Here is a 20,709-nt window from a genome sequence, read left to right as displayed (position 1 = left end):
AAGAGCCTCTCTAAATCTGGCTCAGCGCCGCATTCAGCGACAGCTCCAGCTCAGCTTTGTAGCGCAGATACAAGTTGCTTGGGCTTTGCACATCACCGAGTAGTCCGGACAAGTCCAGGTCGGTGATGTAGCAGCGGTAGCGTTCGGGTTCCCGGCGCTGCCCGACGATTTCCTGGGCGACCACTGCAAACAGTTGGTCGCCAAACTCCAATTCGCAAAACTCCCGCTGATTGCAGTACAAGGTGATGCCCACTTGGCCGGGCGCCGCCTTGCCGATAATCGCCTGCACGTCATAAAACGGCTTATTGGCCGGGTTCTGCGGTGCGGGGCGAGGTTCTATGCCGCGTGCGCGATTGCTGCCGGACGGCAACAATTGGTAGTACAAGGTTTGCACCTCGCCTAACGGCTGGTGCGTGTCCAGCGGCGAGAGCGCTTCGCGGCGATAGATGACCGACTGCAGAAAACGCTGCAACGGCGCCAACAGGCTCTGCTCGTCATGAAACGGCAGGCGTTGCTGCCAGAGTGCGTTGAACTCATCCAGCACATACAGCTCGGCGAAGCCTTCATTGACCCGATAGAACACCTGCACACAATCGGCCAGACCCATCGGTAGCAGCAGTGCCAGGTCATGGTCTTCCAGGGCCATGGCGTCCAGGTGCAGCGGGCTGTAACTGGCCAGTTCTTCGCTGAGGTAGGCGATCAAGGCATCCTGGGTCGGCAGTGACACATGGGTGGCCTGGCCTGGCATCAGTTCCATCACGTGATAGTGCTGCTGCACTTGAAGCAGGTAGCGGTGATTGCCCTGGCCCAGCAGCAGGTTCTGCGCGGTGTCGAAGATTTCCTCTACGCGCTGGGCAATGAACTGCGCACGGTTGTGACAGAAGCAGCGCACCCGCAGGCGTGGCAAGTGGTCCGACGGCAGTTGGTTAAGGTAGTCGCGCAGGCAGTCGAGCAGCGCGTGGGGGCCGTCGTAGCGGCTGACCAGCACCTCATTCCAGCTGTTGAGCGTCACCTGGTCCAGGGTCAATACCAGGTTGTCGCGCACACCGGCATAGCTCAAGGAGTCGGTGCGCTCGGTGGTCATCAGGATATTCAAGTCGCGGTGATGCTTGAGCGGGTCGACGCCGACGTTGATCAGTAGCAATACTTCTTCCGGCACCGCCGAGCGCAACAGGCGCTCCTCATCGACGCTGGCCAAGGGCAGGGCGATGGTCTGTTGCAGGCTGCCCAGCAGGTTGAACAGCTCGAATTCGGTCATGTCACTGACGCCCGGGTGCAGCGCCAGGCGGGTGCTGCTGTCGATCACGCCGTTGCGGTGGCACCAGGTGAGCATTTCCAGCAGGTCGCGGCTGCGCTTGATTGGCGCGAAGTGCTCCCACTCCAGCGCCGTGAGGTTGCCGTTGTACAGGCCCCAATGGTGCTGGCCGGGCTCTTTGCGGTTGGGCGATTGCACCAGGGTCAGGGTGTCTTCGGCCAAATCAGGCGCGATGCCGGGGTTGATGAACTCGACCTTGCCCGCCTTGCGTTCAAACGCCGCGTACAGGCGCCGGCCCAGCACGTTAAGGTCGCGCTTGTTGATCAGGCTGGCGGTCTGCTCGGTGCGGGCGAACTGAGTGAGGAAGCGATAGCTGTAATTGAGCTCACTGACCAGCGCACGGCGTTCGGAGGCGACCTGGCGCACTTTCCACTGGCTACGGCTGTCCAGCAGGGCCAGCTGGCGTTGGTCCCAACCCCATTCATGAGCCAGGCGTTCCAGCAACAACCGCTGCCAGCTGGTGCCGCGTTGGCCGGCGCTGAGCTTGCGGTTGACCTTCAGGTACAGCGCGCGCCTTACCAGTTCCAGGCGTTCCGGCTCGTTGCGCGCCTTAAGGTATTCCTCGATGCGGCGGTAAACCACGATGTAGGGGTCCAGCTCATCCAGGTCCACTTGGTTGGCAAACACCGCGCGCTTGAAGCGCAGGCTCAGGCAATGCACGTTCGGGTGTTCGCTGGCGTAGACCTCGGTCAACAGCAGCTTGAGCACCGACTTGTAGGGTGACTCGATGCCCTTGAACAGTTGCCACAGCCCCGCGCCAATGAATTCGCCGGGGGGGATGTGGGCCAGGTGACCCAGGTCCAGGGTTTCGTCGGCCCGGATAAAACGCTTGGAAATCAGTGTATGGGTGAACTCGGCGTAGCGGGTTTCTTCGTACACCGGCACCAGCCACCAGATCGGTGTGCGCCCGGCCAGCCAGATGGCGGTGCGGTAGAACTCATCCAGCAGCAGGTAATGCTGGGTGGTGCCGCAGTCGTCGGAGCTCAGTTGGGTGTCGCGCTCACCCAATACAAAGCGCGTTGGCTCGATCAGGAAAAAATGCGCCTCCGCGCCCATGGTCAGGGCCCAGGCTTCCAGCAACTGGCACTTTTTGCGCAGTTCGGCCAGTTCGGTGTCACCGAGGTCTGGCGCGTGGCACACCCACACGTCCATGTCGCTCTGATCCGCCTGGGCCAGGGTGCCGAGGCTGCCCATCAGGAACAGGCCGTGGATCGGCCGGGGTGGGTTGCCATGACGTGGCTTATAGGAAAACGAACGGGTCAGGCGCTGCGCTTCGGTGAGGGCCTGGGCATCGGGCTCGAAACTCGACAGCCCAGCCGGCGTACTGCCCGAGACATAACCCGGCAGCAGCGGGTGATTGACGTGGAAAAACAGCGGCAACAGGGTCAGCACGCTTTGTTGGCGTGGCGTCAGCCCTTCGATGGCCCGGGCCATGCGGCCTTCATTGAGCGCCATGAACCGCGCGCGCAGCTGGGCCAGCACCTTGCGGTCGATGCCTTCGTCCAGGTCGGGGCGGATTTCATGGGTGCGGGTCATTTCTAAGTCGTTGGCTCGCAGAGCCCGACGTGGGCGGCCGTGTAGGAGTTTACAGCCAGAAGCGTAGGAGGTTTAGAGGGAAAAGGTTTCTGACGTCAGAATTTTGCGTCTTCCACGGCAACGCCCTCGGAATCCGCAGAGAGCGGACTCCATGGGCGGGTATCAGGTATCAGGCAGCTTGTTTGGTGGTGGCGGTGGTCAGAATGGTCAACAGGGTTTGGGCTTGCTCTGCGGCGTCCCGGCCAAGGCTGGTCAGGTAGCCTCCGTCCGGCTGGTCGATCAATTTTTTCTCGAACAGGCGTTTGGCGGCGGCGATGGCAGTGGGAGCGGCGGTCTGGTGGACTTTCAGACCTTCCTGGGAGCTGCTTAGGTTGAAGAGTGCAAGGATTTCCAGTTCGGCAACCAACTCAGGGGTATACGACATAAGGACTCCAGACTTTCTAAGAATTTATTAGAGGCTAGCAGGGCATAAGGTGAACGCACTTTGCCGGGCTGTCCAGTGAGAAAGTCGTGGGTCTTGATATGGCGCAGGTTTGTGGCGAGGAAGCAGGCTTCCAGGCCACAAAAGGTGCTCGATTCAGTTGTTTTCGGGCGGCAGTTCAGGCAGTGCTCGCAGCGCGGTTTCGTACCATTCGGTATTGAAAGCGCGGTCTTCGTCCAACATCTTGTCGATTTCCACGGCCAACACGTGAGCCATCAGATTCAGAATCTCTTCGCGCTCGTAACCCACCAGCGTCAGTTTATTCAAAGTGGCTTTGGCGGCTGGCGGGTTGTCGCTTTCGATCTGGTTTTCGATGGCTTGGATCAGGGTGTTTTCGGTGAACTCTTCTTCGTCGTTGTCGATATCGGTCGGCTCGCTCATGGCAGGCTCCTCAAGGAAAGGGCGCCAGTCTACGCCCATTCAGGTGGGTGATGCTGCTGGTCAGGGCGGGTTCGAGGCTCTATAACTTCTGCAGCCAACCCCACACCCGGCCTGGAGGCATTCGCGATGCTCAAGCTTTACGGATTTTCGGTCAGCAACTACTACAACATGGTCAAACTGGCGCTGCTGGAGAAAGGCCTGCCGTTTGAAGAGGTGCCGTTTTATGCCGGCCAGACGCCGCAAGCCCTGGCCGTCAGCCCGCGCGGCAAAGTGCCGGTGCTGGGCGTCAAGCAAGGCTTTATCAATGAAACCAGCGTGATCCTCGAGTACCTCGAACACACCCAGGAAGGCCCTTCGCTATTGCCCGCCGAGCCTTTCCAGCGGGCCCAGGTGCTGGCGCTGTGCAGGGAAATCGAGCTGTACATCGAATTGCCCGCCCGCGCGTGTTTCGCCGAGGCGTTCTTCGGGATGCCGGTGCCGGAGGCGATCAAGGAAAAATCCAAGGCCGAGTTGCTATTGGGGATCGGCTCTTTAGGCAGGCACGGCAAGTTCGCGCCGTATGTGGCGGGGGAGAGTTTTACGATTGCCGATCTGTATTTCATGTACAGCGTTAACCTCGCCTGTGCGGTGGGCGAGAAGCTGTTTGGCCTGGATTTTCTGGCTGAGTTGCCGAAGGCTAAAGCGTTGCTGGAGCGACTGCATGGCATGCCCAACGCGCAGAAGGTGGCGGCGGACAGGGAAGCGGCGATGCCGGCGTTTATGGCGATGATTGCTGCCAAGAAATGAGCACTGCTTATGTGGCGAGGGAGCTTGCTCCCGCTGGGCTGCGCAGCAGCCCCAAAATCTTGGGAGCGCTTCGCACTCCAGCGGGAGCAAGCTCCCTCGCCACAATGTTTTAGCGGCTGGCGAGCAGTTCCTGGCCACGCACAACGGCAGCCTTGACCTGCGCTGGCGCAGTGCCGCCCACGTGGTTGCGGGCATTCACCGAGCCTTCCAGGGTCAGCACGGCGAATACATCCTGCTCGATCTGGTCGCTGAACCGACGCAGTTCTTCCAGGCTCATTTCCGCCAGGTCCTTGCCGGTGTCCACGCCGTATTTCACAGCGTGGCCGACGATTTCGTGGCAGTCACGGAACGGCAGGCCACGGCGCACCAGGTAGTCCGCCAGGTCGGTCGCCGTGGAGAACCCGCGCAAGGCCGCTTCACGCATGATCGCGTGCTTGGGCTTGATCGCCGGGATCATGTCGGCAAACGCACGCAACGAATCGCGCAACGTGTCGGCGGCGTCGAACAGCGGCTCTTTGTCTTCCTGGTTGTCTTTGTTGTAAGCCAACGGCTGGCCTTTCATCAAGGTCAGCAGGCCCATCAGCGCACCGAATACACGGCCGCTTTTGCCACGTACCAATTCCGGCACGTCGGGGTTTTTCTTTTGCGGCATGATCGAGCTGCCGGTGCAGAAGCGGTCCGGCAGGTCGATGAACTGGAATTGCGCGCTGGTCCACAGCACCAGTTCTTCGGAGAAACGCGACAAGTGCATCATCGCAATGCTGGCGGCGGCGCAGAATTCGATGGCGAAGTCGCGGTCGGATACGCCGTCCAGGGAGTTGCCGCCTACAGCGTCAAAGCCCAGCAGTTGTGCGGTGTACTCGCGGTCGATCGGGTAAGTGGTGCCAGCCAGCGCGGCGCTGCCCAACGGCATGCGGTTGGCGCGCTTGCGGCAATCCACCAGGCGCTCGTAGTCACGGCTGAGCATTTCGAACCAGGCCAGCAGGTGGTGGCCGAAGGTCACAGGCTGTGCGGTTTGCAAGTGGGTGAAGCCGGGCATGATGGTGCCGGACTCACGCTCGGCCTGCTCCAGCAGACCTTTTTGCAGGCGGGTGATTTCGGCCAGGATCAGGTCGATTTCGTCACGCAGCCACAGGCGGATATCGGTGGCTACCTGGTCGTTACGGCTGCGGCCGGTGTGCAGTTTTTTGCCGGTCACACCGATGCGATCGGTGAGGCGGGCCTCGATATTCATGTGCACGTCTTCCAGGTCGACGCGCCAGTCGAACGTGCCGGCCTCGATCTCACCGCGAATGGTGGTCAGGCCATCGATGATGCTGTCGCGCTCGGCGTCGGTCAGCACGCCGACCTTGGCCAGCATTGTGGCGTGGGCGATCGAGCCCATGATGTCGTGGCGGTACAGGCGCTGGTCGAAAGTGACGGAGGCGGTGAAGCGCGCGACGAAGGCGTCGACGGGTTCACTGAAGCGGCCGCCCCAGGACTGGTTGGTCTTGTCGGTGCTCATGGATTCGCTCGTGATCTGCTTAAAAGAGGCGTGGAGGTGTGCCGCCGATAATAACAGGGTTGCCCGTGGAGGCGGTGCTGCGGGTGGTCGGCATTTTTATTTGTGCGAAGGATGGCTAAGTGCCTTGCCGCCGAACGCGTCCGGGAAGAGACTGGAGACAGGCCTTAATTGAAACGATATTTGACGATTGAGCAATATCGTCTCAGCGAGCGTCTACAGTTGCACTGATAGAGGGTGAATGCACCAAAGTCGGGTGATGCGGTCATAGCCTGACTATCCATTTAAAAAGGGGGGTATTCGGATTGTGTATCAGCAAACCCTACGACGATGCCCGAAGGCAGCAGGTCTTGGGCGCAATTGAACAGGTCCGGGTAAATATGGGTGCCGCTGCCGGGGCACTTTTTGCCGCTCGCGCTAGTCTTAGCGTGGATCGCTGTGACGCAAGTCACCGCACCTGTCTACGCTATCCTTGTGCGAGACTCACGCAGGAATCCAGCGCAATATGAATGTCCTGATCGTTGATGACGAACCCCAAGCCCGCGAGCGACTGAGCCGTTTGGTCAGTGAACTCGAGGGTTATACAGTCCTTGAACCGAGCGCCACCAACGGCGAGGAGGCGTTGACGCTGATCGACAGCCTCAAGCCAGATGTGGTGTTGCTCGATATTCGCCTGCCGGGCCTTGATGGCTTGCAAGTGGCCGCCCGCCTTAGCGAGCGAGAGTCGCCACCTGCCGTGGTGTTATGCGCAGCTCAAGAAGAGTTTTCTGCGCAAACACTCGAAGACAGCGGTGTCAGCTTTGTCGCCAAGCCAGTAACCGCCGAGGCGCTGCTCAAGGCCCTGAAAAAGGCCGAGCGCCCCAACCGCGTCCAACTCGCCGCGCTGACCCAGCCAGCGGCGCAGAGTGGCAACGGGCCGCGTAGCCATATCAGCGCACGGACCCGTAAAGGTATCGAGCTGATCCCCCTGAATCAGGTGGTCTACTTTATCGCCGACCACAAGTACGTGACCCTGCGTCACGAGACTGGCGAAGTCCTGCTCGATGAGCCGCTCAAGGCCCTTGAGGATGAATTCGGCGACCGCTTTGTGCGTATCCACCGCAACGCGCTGGTAGCCCGCGAGCGAATAGAGCGCCTGCAGCGCACCCCCCTTGGGCACTTTCAGTTGTTCCTGAAAGGGCTTAACGGCGACGCCTTGATCGTCAGCCGACGCCATGTCGCCGGTGTACGCAAGATGATGCAGCAGCTTTAGCCCAAGGGCTTTGGCGAGGCCTGCATGCTTTATCCCGGTGCGATGCGGCCAGGGAGGCCCCGCACTTGCTGATTCAAATCAAAGCGTATTTGCCTGAGCTGTTATTATCTGCCGTATCTATTCAGTACGGATTGATCCATGTCCTCTCGCGAAATCCGCATCGCCACCCGTAAAAGCGCCCTGGCCTTGTGGCAGGCCGAATACGTCAAAGCACGCCTTGAGCAGGCCCATCCGGGTCTCAAAGTCTCTCTTGTGCCCATGGTCAGTCGCGGCGACAAGCTGCTGGACTCGCCATTGTCGAAGATTGGCGGCAAGGGTTTGTTCGTCAAGGAACTGGAAACCGCGCTGCTGGAAAACGAAGCCGACATCGCCGTGCATTCGATGAAAGACGTGCCGATGGACTTCCCCGAAGGCCTGGGCCTGTATTGCATCTGCGAGCGCGAAGACCCGCGCGATGCCTTCGTTTCCAACACTTACGCATCGCTGGATGAGCTGCCCCTGGGCAGTATCGTCGGCACCTCAAGCCTGCGTCGCCAGGCGCAGTTGCTGACCCGTCGCCCTGACTTGCAGATTCGCTTTCTGCGCGGCAACGTCAACACGCGCCTGGCCAAGCTGGATGCCGGCGAGTATGACGCGATTATCCTCGCGGCGGCCGGTCTGATTCGCCTGGGGTTCGAAGACCGAATCACCTCGGCCATCAGCGTCGAAGACAGCTTGCCCGCAGGTGGGCAGGGCGCTGTGGGCATTGAATGCCGCACCGCCGACAGCGAGATTCACGCCCTGCTCAAACCCCTTGATCATCAAGACACCGAGATCCGTGTGACGGCCGAACGTGCCCTGAACAAACACCTCAACGGTGGTTGCCAGGTGCCGATCGCCTGCTACGCCGTGCTCGAAGGCGAAAACCTTTGGCTGCGTGGCCTGGTCGGCGACCCGGCAGGTGGCACGCTGCTCACCGCCGAGGTGCGCGGGCCACAGCGGGATGCCACTGCGCTGGGTATTCAGGTGGCAGAGGAACTGCTGGAAAAAGGCGCTGGCGCCATTTTGCAGAAAGTCTACGGCGAGGCTGGCCCGCAGTGACCGACTGGCGTGTGCTGCTGACGCGGCCTGCCGAGGAATCACTGGCCCTGGCCGCGACGTTGTCCGAGGCTGGCATTTTCAGCAGTAGCCTGCCGCTGCTGGACATCGAAGCCTTGCCGGTGACGGCCAAGCAACAGGCGGTCTTTCGTGACCTGGGCTGTTACAGCGCGGTCATTGTGGTCAGCAAACCTGCTGCGCGACTTGCCTTGCACCACTTGGGGAAGCCGTGGACGCAGTTGCCTTGGTTCAGCGTCGGCGCCGGCACTGCGCAGGTACTGGCCGACCACGGCCTCAACGTTCACTGTCCACCAACCGGCGACGACAGCGAGGCCTTGCTTGCATTGCCGGCCTTGCGCGAGGCTATCGCACGCCCCGGTGCTCGGGTGCTGATCCTGCGTGGCGAGGGTGGAAGGGAGCTGCTGGCTGAGCGTTTACGCGAGCAAGGTGCTAGTGTCGACTACCTGGAGTTGTATCGTCGTTTTCTACCGGTTTACGACGCCGGGGTGCTGATGCAACGCATCCAGTTGGAACGCTTGAATGGCGTAGTGGTCAGCAGTGGGCAGGGTTTTTTGCACCTGCAAGCCTTGGCCGGCGCAGATTGGCCAGAGGTGGCGCAGCTGCCGTTGTTCGTGCCCAGCCCGCGGGTTTGTGAAATGGCGCGGGCCGCTGGCGCAGGAAAAGTTGTGGATTGTCGCGGCGCGAGTGCCGCGGCTTTGTTAGTGGCGTTACGCAGGGGTGCCTTATGAGGCATGCCGCGCCCACTCTCTGATACGCAAAGGACGGATACGTGAGCGAAACAGCCTTGCCTAAAGATGAAGCCCAGCCCGTACTTGATGCGCCGGCTGAGTCACCTGTCACCGCGCCACGCCGTGGCAATGGCCTGGCAATCGTAGCCTTGTTGCTCGGTGCCGCCGGTGTTGCCGCCGGTGGTTGGGGCATCTGGCAGGTCCGCGCCCTGCAAGCCAGCAGCCAGCAACAGCTGGGCCAGGTGCAGACCCTCGATGATCAAGCCCAGTCACTCAAGCAGAGCCAGCAACAGCTGAGCGCTCGCCTGGCGCAGTTGCCTGCAGCCGATGAGCTGGAGGAGCGTCGCCGTCTGGTCGCGCAGTTGCAGGGGGATCAGCAGCGCCTCAGCCAGCGTCTGGAGACCGTGCTGGGTGCCAGCCGCCAGGACTGGCGCCTGGCCGAAGCCGAGCACTTGATCCGCCTGGCCAGCTTGCGCTTGTCGGCCCTGCAGGACATCAACAGTGCTCAAGCGCTGGTCCAGGGCGCCGACGAAATTCTGCGCGAGCAGAGCGATCCGGGTTCCTATGCCGCGCGTGAGCAGCTGGCCAAGAGCCTCGCCGCGCTGCGCAGTACCGAGCAGCCGGACCGCACCGGGCTGTACCTGCAACTGGCGGCCTTGCGTGATCAGGTCGTGCAATTGGCGGCTATCGCGCCGGAATACCAGCTCACCGAGCCGGCTGCCCAAGGGCGTCCGAGCACTGATACAGACAGCCGCTGGCGCCAATGGTGGGAGCAGATTTCCCGCTACTTCCGCATCGACTTCAACCCAGACGACAACATTCGCCCGCTGCTCGCCGGCCAAGGCTTGAACCAGGTGCGCCTGGCCCTGAGCCTGGCTTTGGAGCAGGCACAATGGGCAGCGCTCAATGGTGAAACGGCGGTGTACAGCCGGTCGTTGGGTGAAGCGCGCAGCGTGCTGCAGGACAACTTCAACCAGGACAACCCGCAGAGCAAGGCGATGCTGGCGCGTATTGCCGAGCTTGAGCCCAAGGCCGTTTCGGTGGTCACGCCGGACCTGGCTACCAGTTTGGCGGCCGTGCAGGCCTACCTTGAACGCCGTCATCTGTCTGCCGATGAAGCCAAGGCGTCGGCGGGTTCGCCGGCGACCAAGGAGTAGAGCTGATGAAGCGTTTCTATGTGATCCTGGTGCTGGCAATTGCCATCGCCCTGGCACTGGCCGTGGGCATTTCCAAGCACACCGGCTACGTGCTGGTGACCTATCCGCATGTGCTGCATTACGAGTCGAGCCTGTGGGCCACACTGGTGGCGGTGTTTGCCGTCGGCTTGGCGATCTACCTGATCCGTGTGCTGATTAGCCTGGTCACCACCTCCGGTGGCGTGGTCAACCCGTGGTCGCGGCGTAACCGTAGCCGTCGGGTACAAATTGCAATCGAGCAGGGCCAGATGGACCTCGCCGAAGGCCGCTGGGCCAGCGCCGAACGCCACCTGCACCGCGCGGCCGAAGCCGAGCGCCAGCCATTGTTGTACTACCTCGGCGCAGCACGTGCGGCCAATGAGCAGGGCCGTTATGAAGAGTCTGATGGCTTGCTGGAGCGCGCCCTGGAGCGCCAACCCCAGGCTGAACTGGCTGTCGCCCTGAGTCATGCGCAATTGCAGATGGACCGTGGCGATACTGACGGTGCCTTGGTCACCCTGCAGGCGATGCACGAGCGTCACCCCCATAACCCACAAGTCTTGCGCCAGTTGCAGCGCCTGCATCAACAGCGCGGCGACTGGTCGTCAGTGATTCGCTTGCTGCCGGAGCTGCGTAAGGACAAGGTCTTGCCCGCCAGCGAGCTGGCCGAGCTGGAACGCCGTGCCTGGGGTGAAAACCTGGGTTTGGCTGCCCTGCGTGAAGAGCAAGGCGAAGCCGGTTTGCAATCTCTGGACCGGGCTTGGGAGCAACTGACGTCCGCCCAGCGCCAGGAGCCGCAACTGGTGCTGGCGTACGCTGAGCAACTGCGTCGATTGGGTGCCGATGCCAAGGCCGAAGAAGCACTGCGTAGCGCGATCAAGCGCGGTTATGACAGCCATCTGATCCGGCTTTACGGTTTGCTGCGTGGCGCAGACCCAGCCCGGCAATTGAAATTTGCCGAGGGCTGGCTGAAGGATCATCCGGGTGATGCCAGCTTGCTGCTGACCCTGGGTCGCCTGTGTCTGCAAAACAGTTTGTGGGGCAAGGCGCGGGACTACTTGGAAAGCAGCCTGCAGGCGCAGCGCAATCCTGAGGCCTGTGCTGAGCTGGCGCGTCTACTGGCTCAATTGGGCGACACCGAGCGCAGCAACCAATTGTTCCAGGAAGGCCTGGGCCTGTTGGACAGCCGTTTGCTGGCCTCACCGTTACCCGTTCCTGCACGAGTTTGAAGTAGGAAAAAGTGCGAGGGTTGGCTCAGACGCATCTGAGGACCAACCCTCCGTTACTGTGTAAACGCTGGGTCTAGAGCGCTACGTAATAAATTCCTACTGTTGGCTGCTCGAAGTCATCCAGGTTCTGACGGCATATCCCTGTGTTCTCGCGGAATAGTCTGCTCTGGCGCGTATTGAAAGGAGCCAGGCCTTTCCTCTACCGTAACGGCCTATCTCTTGCGGTACGGATAACAATGTCTTTGGCCCCTTCACGCTCCTTGTTTCTCCTGGCGTTCATGGCAGGTGCGCTGACGTTGGGTGCGTCTTTTTATCTTGAGTATGGCGCGCTGCTCCGTCCGTGTTTCCTTTGCCAGGTGCAACGCATCTTTCTGGCAGCCTTTACGCTGATCAATCTGATTGCTGCGTTTCACAGCCCAAAACGCTCTGCGGCCTACCTTTATGGGCTGGCCAGCATGGGTTGTGCGTTGCTCGGCGCCATCACTGCCGTGCGTCAGGTACTGCTACAAAATGCCGCGCCCGAGCAGGCCACCGATTGCTGGCCGAGCCTGCAATACATGATCGAAAATCTGTCGCTCTGGCAGGCGCTGCAATTGACCGTCAAAGGCACTGTCGATTGCGTGGAGCTCAACTGGACACTGTTTGACCTGAGCCTTCCGGAGTGGAGCTTGTTGTTCTTCATGGCGATGCTGATCCTGGGCATCGTGCAGTTTTCACCGCTGTTATTGAGCCGCCGCTTGGGCCTTGCAAGGCACTAAAAGCGCGTCGCAGTTTGTAGGAGGGGATTAAACACTTGTATGAACTTTCTCTCCTGCGTACCTTGAAGCCATAGTCATGCGGGCATAATCTGGCCCGCACGCATTATCGAAACCGTTTGTCAGATGCGGCCTTGTCCGGCTGCCGCTTTATCCTTGAAGTGTTGCGCGGGCACAGAGCGGCAGCGCCCCCTATAGGGAAGAGAGATCATCATGCTGGAAAGTTGTCAGAATGCTCAGGAACGCTGGGGTGGGGTGCACAAGCTGATCGACAGCTGGTTGAAGGCACGTCACGAACTGGTTCGGGCCTTTGATGCTCTCGGCGCCAAGCCTGAGGCATTGGCTGAGAATCGCGAGTCATTGCAGGATTTCTGTGGTGTGCTGGTGGACTACGTGTCTGCCGGCCATTTCGGTGTCTACGAGCAACTGACCAAGGAGGCGCAAGCTTTTGATGATCAGCGGGGTCTGGACCTGGCCGAGACCATTTACCCGCGCATTGATGTGATCACCGAGAATTTATTGGCCTTCACCGACCTGTGTGATGCCGGCAAATGTGTTGCTGAAAAATTCAAAGAGCTGGGTGGATTGCTACACGAGCGTTTCGAACTGGAAGACTGCCTGATCGAAGTGCTGCACAACGCCCATAAGGAAGAGGCGGCCACCCAGGCCTGACCTTTTACGGCGAGATAAAAACGGTGCGCATTGCGCACCGTTTTTTATTGGGTCAATGGCGGGTGCCGAGCAATTCGATCTCGAACACCAGCGGCGTATACGGCGGGATCAACTCGCCCGCACCGTCGGCGCCGTAGGCTTGGGCCGAGGGAATCACCAGCCGCCATTTGGCGCCTACCGGCATTTGTTGCAGGGCGCTGCTCCAGCCACTGATCACGCTGTCCAGGCGAAACCATTGTGGTTGCGCGCTCTTATCGAAGACGGTCCCGTCGGGTAACCGCCCCACGTAGATCACTTGCACTTCATCACTGGCCAGCGGCTTGCTGCCGCTGCCAGGCTTCAACTCCGTGAGCAGGATGCCATCCGCGAGTTCACGCACGCCGCTTGCGGCTTTTTCCTTGGCTAAAAATCGTTGCTCGGCAGCCAGTGCTTTTTCGCTTTGCGGTGCCTGCGCGTCGGCTGCGTTTTGTGCTTCGTGCTCGGCGAGGATTTGTTCGATGCGTGCGTTATCCAGCGCCAGTGGCTTGCCCTGATAGGCTTGTTTGAGGCCGTCGATCAGGGCCAGGATCTGCAGGTCGGGAACCTCTTGGCGCAAGCGTTCGCCGAGGCTCGCACCCAGGCTGTAGGCAAGGTCGTGTGGGTCTTGGGTAATGGTTTTTGGCGGCGATTGTTCACCCGCATTGGCCGCGCAAACTGCCAAGCCAAGCACTAGAAAAAGGTAACGCGACATAAGCATTCTCCCGCCGAAAGTGCGACGGATTATGCCAGCGTGAGCGCGCAAAAAGTGCCGCAGTTTTTTGTTATATCGATAAGAATTTACTCACGGTGCAACGCAAGGCAAACGATACTGTCAACATGCCCTAGCGGCGGTAAGAGCAGAGGGCTAGTATGAGCCGCACCCACGTCAGCCAGGAGGTAAACCATGTCGGCCAAACAGAAGCCTGTAAATACCCCGTTGCATTTACTCCAACAACTTTCGGGCAGCTTGCTCGAACATCTGGAAAGCGCGTGTTCCCAAGCCTTGGCCGATGCAGAAAAACTGCTCGCCAAACTGGAAAAACAACGCGGTAAAGCGCAAGAAAAGCTGCACAAATCCCGCACCAAACTGCAAGACGCCGCTACTGCCGGCAAGGCCAAGGCTCAAGCCAAAGCCAAAGGCGCCGTCAAAGAACTTGAGGACCTGCTCGACGCCCTCAAGGATCGTCAAGCTGAAACCCGCACGTACATTTCCCAACTCAAAAAAGATGCTCAGGAAAGCCTGAAACTGGCCCAGGGCGTTGGTCGTGTGAAAGAAGCCGTGGCTAAAGTGTTGGGCGCTCGTACGCCGGCAAAAGCTGCTGCCAAGCCAGCTGCTAAAACCGCTGCTGCGAAACCAGCCGCCAAGCCAGCTGCTAAAACCGCTGCTGCGAAACCAGCCGCCAAGCCAGCTGCTAAAACCGCTGCTGCGAAACCAGCCGCCAAGCCAGCTGCTAAAACCGCTGCTGCAAAACCAGCCGCCAAGCCAGCTGCTAAAACCGCTGCTGCAAAACCAGCCGCCAAGCCAGCTGCTAAAACCGCTGCTGCAAAACCAGCCGCCAAGCCAGCTGCCAAAACTGCTGCTGCAAAACCAGCCGCCAAGCCAGCTGCTAAAACCGCTGCTGCGAAACCAGCCGCCAAGCCAGCGGCTAAAACCGCTGCTGCAAAGCCAGCCGCCAAGCCAGCTGCTAAAACCGCTGCTGCGAAACCAGCCGCCAAGCCAGCTGCTAAAACCGCTGCCGCAAAACCAGCCGCCAAGCCAGCCGCTAAAACTGCTGCTGCAAAACCAGCTGCCAAGCCAGCTGCTAAAACTGCTGCTGCAAAACCAGCTGCCAAGCCAGCCGCTAAACCTGCTGCTGCAAAACCAGCTGCCAAGCCAGCCGCTAAAACTGCTGCTGCAAAACCAGCTGCCAAGCCAGCCGCTAAACCTGCTGCTGCAAAACCAGCTGCCAAGCCAGCCGCTAAACCTGCTGCTGCAAAACCAGCCGCCAAGCCAGCCGCTAAACCTGCAGCTGCGAAACCAGCCGCTAAGCCAGCTGCCAAACCTGCTGCCGCCAAGCCTGCACCGGCCAAGCCAGCAACCCCAGCAGCTCCGGCTGCTACCCCGGCAGCGTCCACCGCTCCAACCGCATCGGCCAGCAGCACCGCTGCACCGGTAGCGCCAAGCACCACCCCAACCAGCGCTTCCTAAGTGCCGGTGGCCACGACGCGCAGCGACTGCAGCGCGTCGCGGTCAAGGTTGGCGGCTTCGGTCGCCAAGCCTTCAAGCCATTCTTGTTGACCCTCGCTTTCTCCGATCGGCCATGCTTGTGCCAGCGCTTCCAGGCGCATCAGCAACTGCCGTTCAGCCTCCAGCTCCATGGCTTTGACCCGTTCGCGTAACGCCGCCAATTGCGCATCCTGCTGCGCCATGGCTCGCCACTGCATACGCACCTGCCGTAAGGGTTCGACCACGTTTGTCTGCCATGGCTGCGCAATGTGCTGCAGCGCCTGCACGCGTTCGGCTGTCGACGCCACACCGCGCTGCTCCAGCCAGGCGCCACAGAGCAACAGGCACACATCCGCCCCTTGTGCCTGCAAGCGCAGGCAAGCGGCCTCGCACCCTGAGCGGGCGTAAGTCGAGAGGGCAAAGCTCCACAGGTCAGCGCACATATTCACACCCAAGCCAGCGGCGAACGAAGCTGGTAGACTCCGCCGCCATTATGATCCGACTTCAAAGCCTAACATTACAGCGTGGCCCGCAACGTCTTCTTGAAGACGCCGAGCTGACCCTGCACGCCGGTCACAAAGCCGGCCTGATCGGTGCCAACGGCGCCGGCAAATCCACGTTGTTCGCCCTGTTGCTGGGTGAACTGACCCCGGATTCCGGGGACTGCCTGCTGCCGGCGGACTGGCGCATCGCCCATATGCGCCAGGAGATCGACACCCTGGACCGCATCGCCATCGACTACGTGCTCGATGGCGACCTGCGCTTGCGCCAGGTGCAACACGACCTCGCCGAGGCCGAGAAAGCCCAGGACGGTGCCGCCCAGGCCCGCTTGCACTCGGAACTCGACAGTGCCGACGGCTACACCGCCGACGCCCGCGCCCGCAAGATGCTGGCCGGTCTTGGTTTTACCAACGAGCAGATGGATCGCCCGGTCGCCGACTTTTCCGGTGGCTGGCGTATGCGCCTGAACCTGGCCCAGGCGCTGATGTGCCCGTCGGACTTGTTGCTGCTCGACGAACCGACCAACCACTTGGACCTCGATGCGATCCTGTGGCTGGAAGATTTCCTCAAGAGCTACCAGGGCACCTTGCTGCTGATTTCCCACGACCGGGATTTCCTTGACGCCGTGGTCGACAACATTGCCCACGTCGAACAAAAGAAAATCACGCTCTACCGTGGCGGCTACACCGCATTCGAACGTGCGCGTGCCGAGCGTCTGGCCCAGCAGCAACAGGCTTTCGAGAAGCAGCAGGCGCAACGTGCGCACATGGAAAGCTACATCGCCCGGTTCAAGGCCCAGGCCACCAAGGCGCGCCAGGCCCAGAGCCGCATCAAAGCGTTGGAGCGCATGGAAGAGCTGTCGGCAGCCCACGTCGATTCGCCGTTCGACTTTGTGTTCCGCGAGTCGGTCAAGATCTCAAGCCCGTTGCTGGATATGTCGGATGCACGCCTGGGTTACGGCGACAAAACCATCCTGGAGAAGGTCAAGCTGCAGCTCACGCCGGGTGCGCGCATTGGTTTGCTCGGCCCTAACGGCGCGGGCAAGTCGACGCTGATCAAGAACCTGTCGGGTGAATTGCAGCCGCTGGCCGGTCGCCTGACCCGTGGCGAGAATCTGGTGGTGGGTTACTTCGCCCAGCACCAGCTGGACTCCCTCGACGCCAAGGCCAGTCCGCTGCTGCACCTGCAACGCCTGGCGCCGACCGAGCGCGAGCAAACCTTGCGCGACTTCCTCGGCGGTTTCGACTTCCGTGGCGCGCGTATTGATGAGCCGGTGCTGAATTTCTCCGGTGGCGAAAAGGCCCGACTGGCCCTGGCGTTGATCGCCTGGGACCGCCCGAACCTGCTGCTGCTCGACGAACCGACCAACCACCTGGACCTGGAAATGCGCCTGGCGCTGACCATGGCCCTGCAGGAATTCAGCGGTGCGGTGTTGGTGGTGTCTCACGACCGCCACTTGCTCAAGAGCACCACCGATAACTTCCTGCTGGTGGCTGACGGCAAAGTCGAAGAGTTCGACGGCGACCTGGACGACTACGCGCGCTGGCTGACGGATTACCGCCTGCGCAACGCGCCGGCCAGCAACACGCCGGTCAACCCGGACAAAACCGACAAAAAAGCCCAGCGCCAAGCCGCCGCCGCCCTGCGCCAGCAGTTGGCGCCGCACAAGCGCGAAGCCGATAAGCTGGAAGCCGAGCTGGGCAAGGTGCACGAGCGCCTGGCCAAGATCGAAACCAGCCTGGGCGACAGCGCCGTGTACGAGGCGGCGCGCAAGGACGAGCTGCGCGACCTGCTGGCCGAACAGGCCAAGCTCAAGGTGCGTGAAGGCCAGTTGGAGGAAATCTGGATGGAAGCCCTCGAACTGCTCGAAAGCCTGCAAGCGGAGCTGGAGGCGCTGTCCTGATGGAAGCGCTGCAGCTGCCGTTGCCGACACAGTGGGTCGAGCCTGCGTGGGTCGGCGTGCAAATCCTGCTGATCCTGCTGGCCGGCTACCTCGCCCAACGCTTCGTCGCCAAAGGCCTCACTCGCCTGGGTGAGCGCTACCCATTCCCGCCGCAACTGCTGATGCCTCTGCGCGGCGGCTTGCGCTGGCTGATCATGGGCAGCGCGCTGATCTTCGTGCTGGGCCGCCTCGGTGTGTCCGCCACGGTGTTGTGGACGGCGCTGTCGGGGTTTGTCGCGGTGGCTGCCGTGGCGTTCTTCGCCATGTGGTCGGTGTTGTCCAACCTGTTGTGCGCCATTCTGATTTTCACTGTCGGGCCCTTCCGCCTCGGTGACATCGTCGAGCTGGTGGATACCGTCGACAAACCCGGCGTAAAAGGCCGGGTCGTGGCGATCAACCTGCTTTACACCACGCTGATCGAAGTCGAAGAAGCAGGCACCGACAGTGCGATGGTGCAGGTGCCTAACAGCTTGTTCTTCCAGCGCTCGGTGCGGCGTTGGCCCGGCGCCCATATGTTTCCGGGCGACCGTTAACCTCGGCCGCCTTAAAAATAGATAGCCAGCCTTTGGGCGGTGGAGTTAGCTTTAGGTACAACCGCTAACTCGACCCCTGAGGTGTGTAATGGCACTCGACACATGGCTGGCCTTCTTCGTGGCCAGTTGGATCATTTCCCTTTCCCCCGGCGCCGGTGCCATCGCTTCGATGTCCAGCGGCCTGCAATACGGTTTCCTGCGCGGTTACTGGAATGCCATTGGCCTGCAACTGGGCCTGGCGATGCAAATTGCCGTGGTCGCGGGCGGCCTCGGTGCCATTCTGGCGGCGTCTTCCAATGCGTTCTATGCGATCAAATGGTTTGGCGTGGCGTACCTGGTGTACCTGGCGATCAAGCAATGGCGTGCCCTGCCCATGGACATGAGCGACGACGCGGCGATTCGCCCGATCGGCAAGCCGCTGGCGATGATGTTTCGAGGTTTCCTGGTCAATGCGAGCAACCCTAAAGCCCTGGTGTTCATGCTGGCGGTGCTGCCGCAGTTCGTGAACCCGCACGCGCCGCTGCTGACCCAATACCTGATCCTGGGCGCGACCATGATCAGCGTCGATATGATCGTGATGGCGGGTTACACGGGGCTGGCGTCGAAGGTCTTGCGCCTGTTGCGTACGCCTAAGCAGCAAAAACGCATGAACCGCACGTTTGCCGGGTTGTTTGTTGGGGCTGCGGGGTTTCTCGCCAGCTTGCATCGCGCAACGGCGTAACTGACGAAACCAGATAAAAAATGTGGGAGCTGGCTTGCCTGCGATAGCATCACCGCGGTGTATCAGTTACACCGTGGTGCTCGCATCGCAGGCAAGCCAGCTCCCACATTGATAGGTGCAAGCCGGACCGTCTGGGCTCAGCGCAAGATCTTCGGCGCTTCATCCCTTGGCAGGTTATTGCGCAACGCAGGCTGGCCCGGGTCTTGATACCCGCCACCCAACTGCTCCGCCAGCTGGCGTGCCACATCCTCACCCAAGGCTTTCGACACTTCCTTCACCACCCGTGGCCGGTTCAGGCTCACGCGCGCATCACGGCTGTTCACCAGCTTGGTGTCCTGGCCTTCGCCCATGGCGGTAAACGCCGAGGTGATCTCGAAGGTGCGCGTATTGATCAGGCTGAAGTCTGCCACCAGCGTCAGGCCGAGCACGGCCGAATAGCTATTGGTGTGGTCCAGGGCGTTGATGTCCTGGGTGAAGTCGATGTCTGACAGCGTGCCGAACAGCACGTAGTCCGCGCCCTTGAAGTTGCCGGCCTTGATGCGCTTGATCACGTCATACACGTCGCCCTTCGCATCGGCCGTATAGGGCGTGCCTTGCACCAGTTGGAACTGGTGCGACTTGAGAATCTCGCCCTTGATATCACCGCTGAATTTACGCAGCTCGGTTTGTTCGATATAGCGGGTGCGGCTCTCATACTCGCTGTAGTTCGACGCGCCACTGGCGTGGTAAGCGCTGGCCTGGAAGTTATTGCTGGCCGACACCGCGTGGATGTACTCCTCAACCTGCGCCTCATAGGCCAGGTCGGTTACCGCGATCTTCGGGGCGGCCGAGGCGCCAAAGGCGCACAACAGGCCGATCATGCCGATCCATGCACGCATTGTTTAGCGCTCCGTGGTTTTGCGGATTTCTTTCTCGTCCATCCATTCGGCCAGGCCGCTCTCGACGTCGATCAGCTGCAGGCTGAACTTGTAGAAGACGTCCTTGTAGTCCGAGCTGCGCTTGACGATGGAGCTGATCGAGCCTTCCAGGCGGTACTTGGCGGCGACCATGTTGCCGGTCTTGCTGACCGTGGACTTCTTGTACAAACCGCTCTGGTTCTGCAGCTTGAGCTGGTCGACCTGGCTTTGCATGTCGGTGTTGTCGCTGGCGAAACGCGCGGTGCCGGTCTTCATCAACTGGGTCTTGATCGACGTGGTGATCTCGCGGGTGTCGATGTACTCGCTGGTCTTGTTCTTCACGTCATACACCTGCACCACCGGGCGGCCTTGCAGGATGCCGGACTGGGCCAGGGAGCGGGTCATGCTTTCGGCGATCATCTGCAGGTCGGTGGAGCCGAACTCGTTGGTCACCAGTTCCACGGCTTTGGTGTCGCCATAGCTGATGTTCTTGCCACCGAGTACCGGCGAGGTGTTGGAGCAGCCGCTGGCCAGAAGGGCGACGACGGCGATGATCGAGAAGCGTGCAAACATGGGGAACTCTCTCTGAATACGGATGGAGCTGCGGCTCAAGGGGTTTTCACTTCAAGACGGAAGTCCGCCGCCTGGGGCAAATTGGCAATTGCCGGCAGGAAGGTCGCCTGGTTGGCGTACAGGTTCAGCACTTTCCAGGTTTCTTCATCGCCCACCGGGAAGCCATCGGCACCCAGCCAGGCGAAGCGGTAATACATCATCTGGTTGCTGCTGGTGATGTTGCTCAACTGCACCTTGGCGGTGAGGAAGCCGTTTTCGCGGGCCACACGAATGGCGCCGACGGCGATGCCTTTGAACTTGCCCATCACCACGATTTTGCTGGCGGCGCTGCCGGGCTCCGGTGGCGGCGGGGTGGCGCAGCCAGCGAGCAGGATCAGCGCCAGGGCGCCGAGAATGAAATGACGCATAGC

The 20,709-nt window shown here is 60.9% G+C and carries 21 protein-coding genes and 1 pseudogene; 13 read left to right on the top strand and 9 right to left on the bottom strand.

What is annotated here, in order from left to right; all coding sequences use genetic code 11:
- Positions 1–10 precede the first annotated feature (10 nt).
- From ACA065_RS29765 to ACA065_RS29755, 3 genes are all read right to left on the bottom strand, one after another.
- Entirely contained in the window at positions 11–2,851 is a 2,841-nt protein-coding gene (locus ACA065_RS29765) for a class I adenylate cyclase (protein ID WP_497692647.1), read from the bottom strand.
- Between the two features lie 169 nt (positions 2,852–3,020).
- Positions 3,021–3,275 (bottom strand): TIGR02647 family protein, encoded by a 255-nt coding sequence (locus tag ACA065_RS29760; protein WP_497692646.1) that lies wholly within the window; start codon positions 3,273–3,275, stop codon positions 3,021–3,023.
- 153 nt (positions 3,276–3,428) lie between these two features.
- Positions 3,429–3,713 carry a hypothetical protein gene (locus tag ACA065_RS29755; protein ID WP_497692645.1) on the bottom strand — a complete coding sequence of 95 codons (285 nt, stop codon included), beginning with the start codon at positions 3,711–3,713 and terminating at the stop codon, positions 3,429–3,431.
- Between the two features lie 126 nt (positions 3,714–3,839).
- Between ACA065_RS29755 and ACA065_RS29750 the strand changes: the two genes are divergently transcribed.
- The gene (locus ACA065_RS29750) at positions 3,840–4,499 is read left to right on the top strand and encodes a glutathione S-transferase family protein (protein WP_497692644.1); all 660 of its coding nucleotides are present in this window, start codon (positions 3,840–3,842) and stop codon (positions 4,497–4,499) included.
- 109 nt (positions 4,500–4,608) lie between these two features.
- On the opposite strand, the gene argH is transcribed toward ACA065_RS29750, so the two are convergent.
- On the bottom strand, positions 4,609–6,003 hold the full coding sequence (gene argH / locus ACA065_RS29745; protein WP_497692643.1) for an argininosuccinate lyase: 1,395 nt from the start codon (positions 6,001–6,003) through the stop codon (positions 4,609–4,611).
- A 389-nt stretch (positions 6,004–6,392) separates the two neighbouring features.
- Here argH and ACA065_RS29740 point away from each other — a divergent pair.
- The 8 genes and pseudogenes from ACA065_RS29740 to rsd form a co-directional block, all read left to right on the top strand.
- Positions 6,393–6,509, top strand: a pseudogene (locus tag ACA065_RS29740) (sensor histidine kinase); the annotation flags it as partial.
- Complete coding sequence (locus tag ACA065_RS29735; protein WP_497692642.1) at positions 6,506–7,252, top strand: LytR/AlgR family response regulator transcription factor; 747 nt, start codon at positions 6,506–6,508, stop codon at positions 7,250–7,252. The pseudogene ACA065_RS29740 and the gene ACA065_RS29735, both read left to right, overlap by 4 nt.
- 138 nt (positions 7,253–7,390) lie before the next feature.
- Positions 7,391–8,332 carry a hydroxymethylbilane synthase gene (gene hemC / locus ACA065_RS29730; RefSeq protein ID WP_497692641.1) on the top strand — a complete coding sequence of 314 codons (942 nt, stop codon included), beginning with the start codon at positions 7,391–7,393 and terminating at the stop codon, positions 8,330–8,332.
- Complete coding sequence (locus tag ACA065_RS29725; RefSeq protein ID WP_497692640.1) at positions 8,329–9,078, top strand: uroporphyrinogen-III synthase; 750 nt, start codon at positions 8,329–8,331, stop codon at positions 9,076–9,078. Before hemC ends, ACA065_RS29725 begins: the two co-directional genes overlap by 4 nt.
- 41 nt (positions 9,079–9,119) lie before the next feature.
- On the top strand, positions 9,120–10,235 hold the full coding sequence (locus ACA065_RS29720) for a uroporphyrinogen-III C-methyltransferase (protein WP_497692639.1): 1,116 nt from the start codon (positions 9,120–9,122) through the stop codon (positions 10,233–10,235).
- Positions 10,236–10,240: 5 nt separating this feature from the next.
- Positions 10,241–11,482 carry a heme biosynthesis protein HemY gene (locus ACA065_RS29715; RefSeq protein WP_497692638.1) on the top strand — a complete coding sequence of 414 codons (1,242 nt, stop codon included), beginning with the start codon at positions 10,241–10,243 and terminating at the stop codon, positions 11,480–11,482.
- 236 nt (positions 11,483–11,718) lie between these two features.
- A complete protein-coding gene (locus ACA065_RS29710; RefSeq protein WP_497695440.1) occupies positions 11,719–12,240 on the top strand; it encodes a disulfide bond formation protein B in 522 nt (173 codons plus the stop codon).
- Positions 12,241–12,450: 210 nt separating this feature from the next.
- Positions 12,451–12,909 (top strand): sigma D regulator, encoded by a 459-nt coding sequence (gene rsd, locus ACA065_RS29705; protein ID WP_497692637.1) that lies wholly within the window; start codon positions 12,451–12,453, stop codon positions 12,907–12,909.
- 52 nt (positions 12,910–12,961) lie between these two features.
- Here the strand turns inward: rsd and ACA065_RS29700 are convergent, their stop codons facing one another.
- Positions 12,962–13,639 (bottom strand): FKBP-type peptidyl-prolyl cis-trans isomerase, encoded by a 678-nt coding sequence (locus tag ACA065_RS29700; protein ID WP_497692636.1) that lies wholly within the window; start codon positions 13,637–13,639, stop codon positions 12,962–12,964.
- 192 nt (positions 13,640–13,831) lie between these two features.
- Here ACA065_RS29700 and ACA065_RS29695 point away from each other — a divergent pair, with 192 nt between their 5' ends.
- A complete protein-coding gene (locus tag ACA065_RS29695; RefSeq protein WP_497692635.1) occupies positions 13,832–15,115 on the top strand; it encodes an AlgP family protein in 1,284 nt (427 codons plus the stop codon).
- Here the strand turns inward: ACA065_RS29695 and ACA065_RS29690 are convergent.
- Positions 15,112–15,576: a TIGR02444 family protein gene (locus ACA065_RS29690; protein WP_497692634.1), complete on the bottom strand. Its 465-nt coding sequence runs from the start codon at positions 15,574–15,576 to the stop codon at positions 15,112–15,114. The two genes, ACA065_RS29695 and ACA065_RS29690, sit on opposite strands and share 4 nt — an antisense overlap.
- Positions 15,577–15,626: 50 nt before the next feature.
- Between ACA065_RS29690 and ACA065_RS29685 the strand changes: the two genes are divergently transcribed.
- The 3 genes from ACA065_RS29685 (at position 15,627) to ACA065_RS29675 (ending at position 18,830) form a co-directional block, all read left to right on the top strand.
- A complete protein-coding gene (locus ACA065_RS29685) occupies positions 15,627–17,537 on the top strand; it encodes an ATP-binding cassette domain-containing protein (protein ID WP_497692633.1) in 1,911 nt (636 codons plus the stop codon).
- On the top strand, positions 17,537–18,109 hold the full coding sequence (locus tag ACA065_RS29680) for a mechanosensitive ion channel domain-containing protein (protein ID WP_497692632.1): 573 nt from the start codon (positions 17,537–17,539) through the stop codon (positions 18,107–18,109). The genes ACA065_RS29685 and ACA065_RS29680 overlap by 1 nt, the downstream gene beginning before the upstream one ends.
- An 88-nt stretch (positions 18,110–18,197) precedes the next feature.
- On the top strand, positions 18,198–18,830 hold the full coding sequence (locus ACA065_RS29675; RefSeq protein ID WP_497692631.1) for a LysE family transporter: 633 nt from the start codon (positions 18,198–18,200) through the stop codon (positions 18,828–18,830).
- A 137-nt stretch (positions 18,831–18,967) separates the two neighbouring features.
- On the opposite strand, the gene ACA065_RS29670 is transcribed toward ACA065_RS29675, so the two are convergent.
- The 3 genes from ACA065_RS29670 to ACA065_RS29660 are packed head-to-tail and all read right to left on the bottom strand — an operon-like array spanning position 18,968 to position 20,706.
- On the bottom strand, positions 18,968–19,708 hold the full coding sequence (locus tag ACA065_RS29670) for a penicillin-binding protein activator LpoB (RefSeq protein WP_497692630.1): 741 nt from the start codon (positions 19,706–19,708) through the stop codon (positions 18,968–18,970).
- Between the two features lie 3 nt (positions 19,709–19,711).
- On the bottom strand, positions 19,712–20,299 hold the full coding sequence (lpoB, locus tag ACA065_RS29665; protein WP_094948768.1) for a penicillin-binding protein activator LpoB: 588 nt from the start codon (positions 20,297–20,299) through the stop codon (positions 19,712–19,714).
- Between the two features lie 35 nt (positions 20,300–20,334).
- Positions 20,335–20,706, bottom strand: coding sequence for a YcfL family putative periplasmic lipoprotein (locus ACA065_RS29660; protein WP_003214024.1), 372 nt, complete (start codon positions 20,704–20,706; stop codon positions 20,335–20,337).
- Positions 20,707–20,709: the final 3 nt, after the last annotated feature.

Source organism: Pseudomonas sp. LBUM1640 (assembly GCF_059716225.1).
Note: the sequence above shows the minus strand (reverse complement) of the source record. Positions and strands in the feature narration are given on the sequence as shown.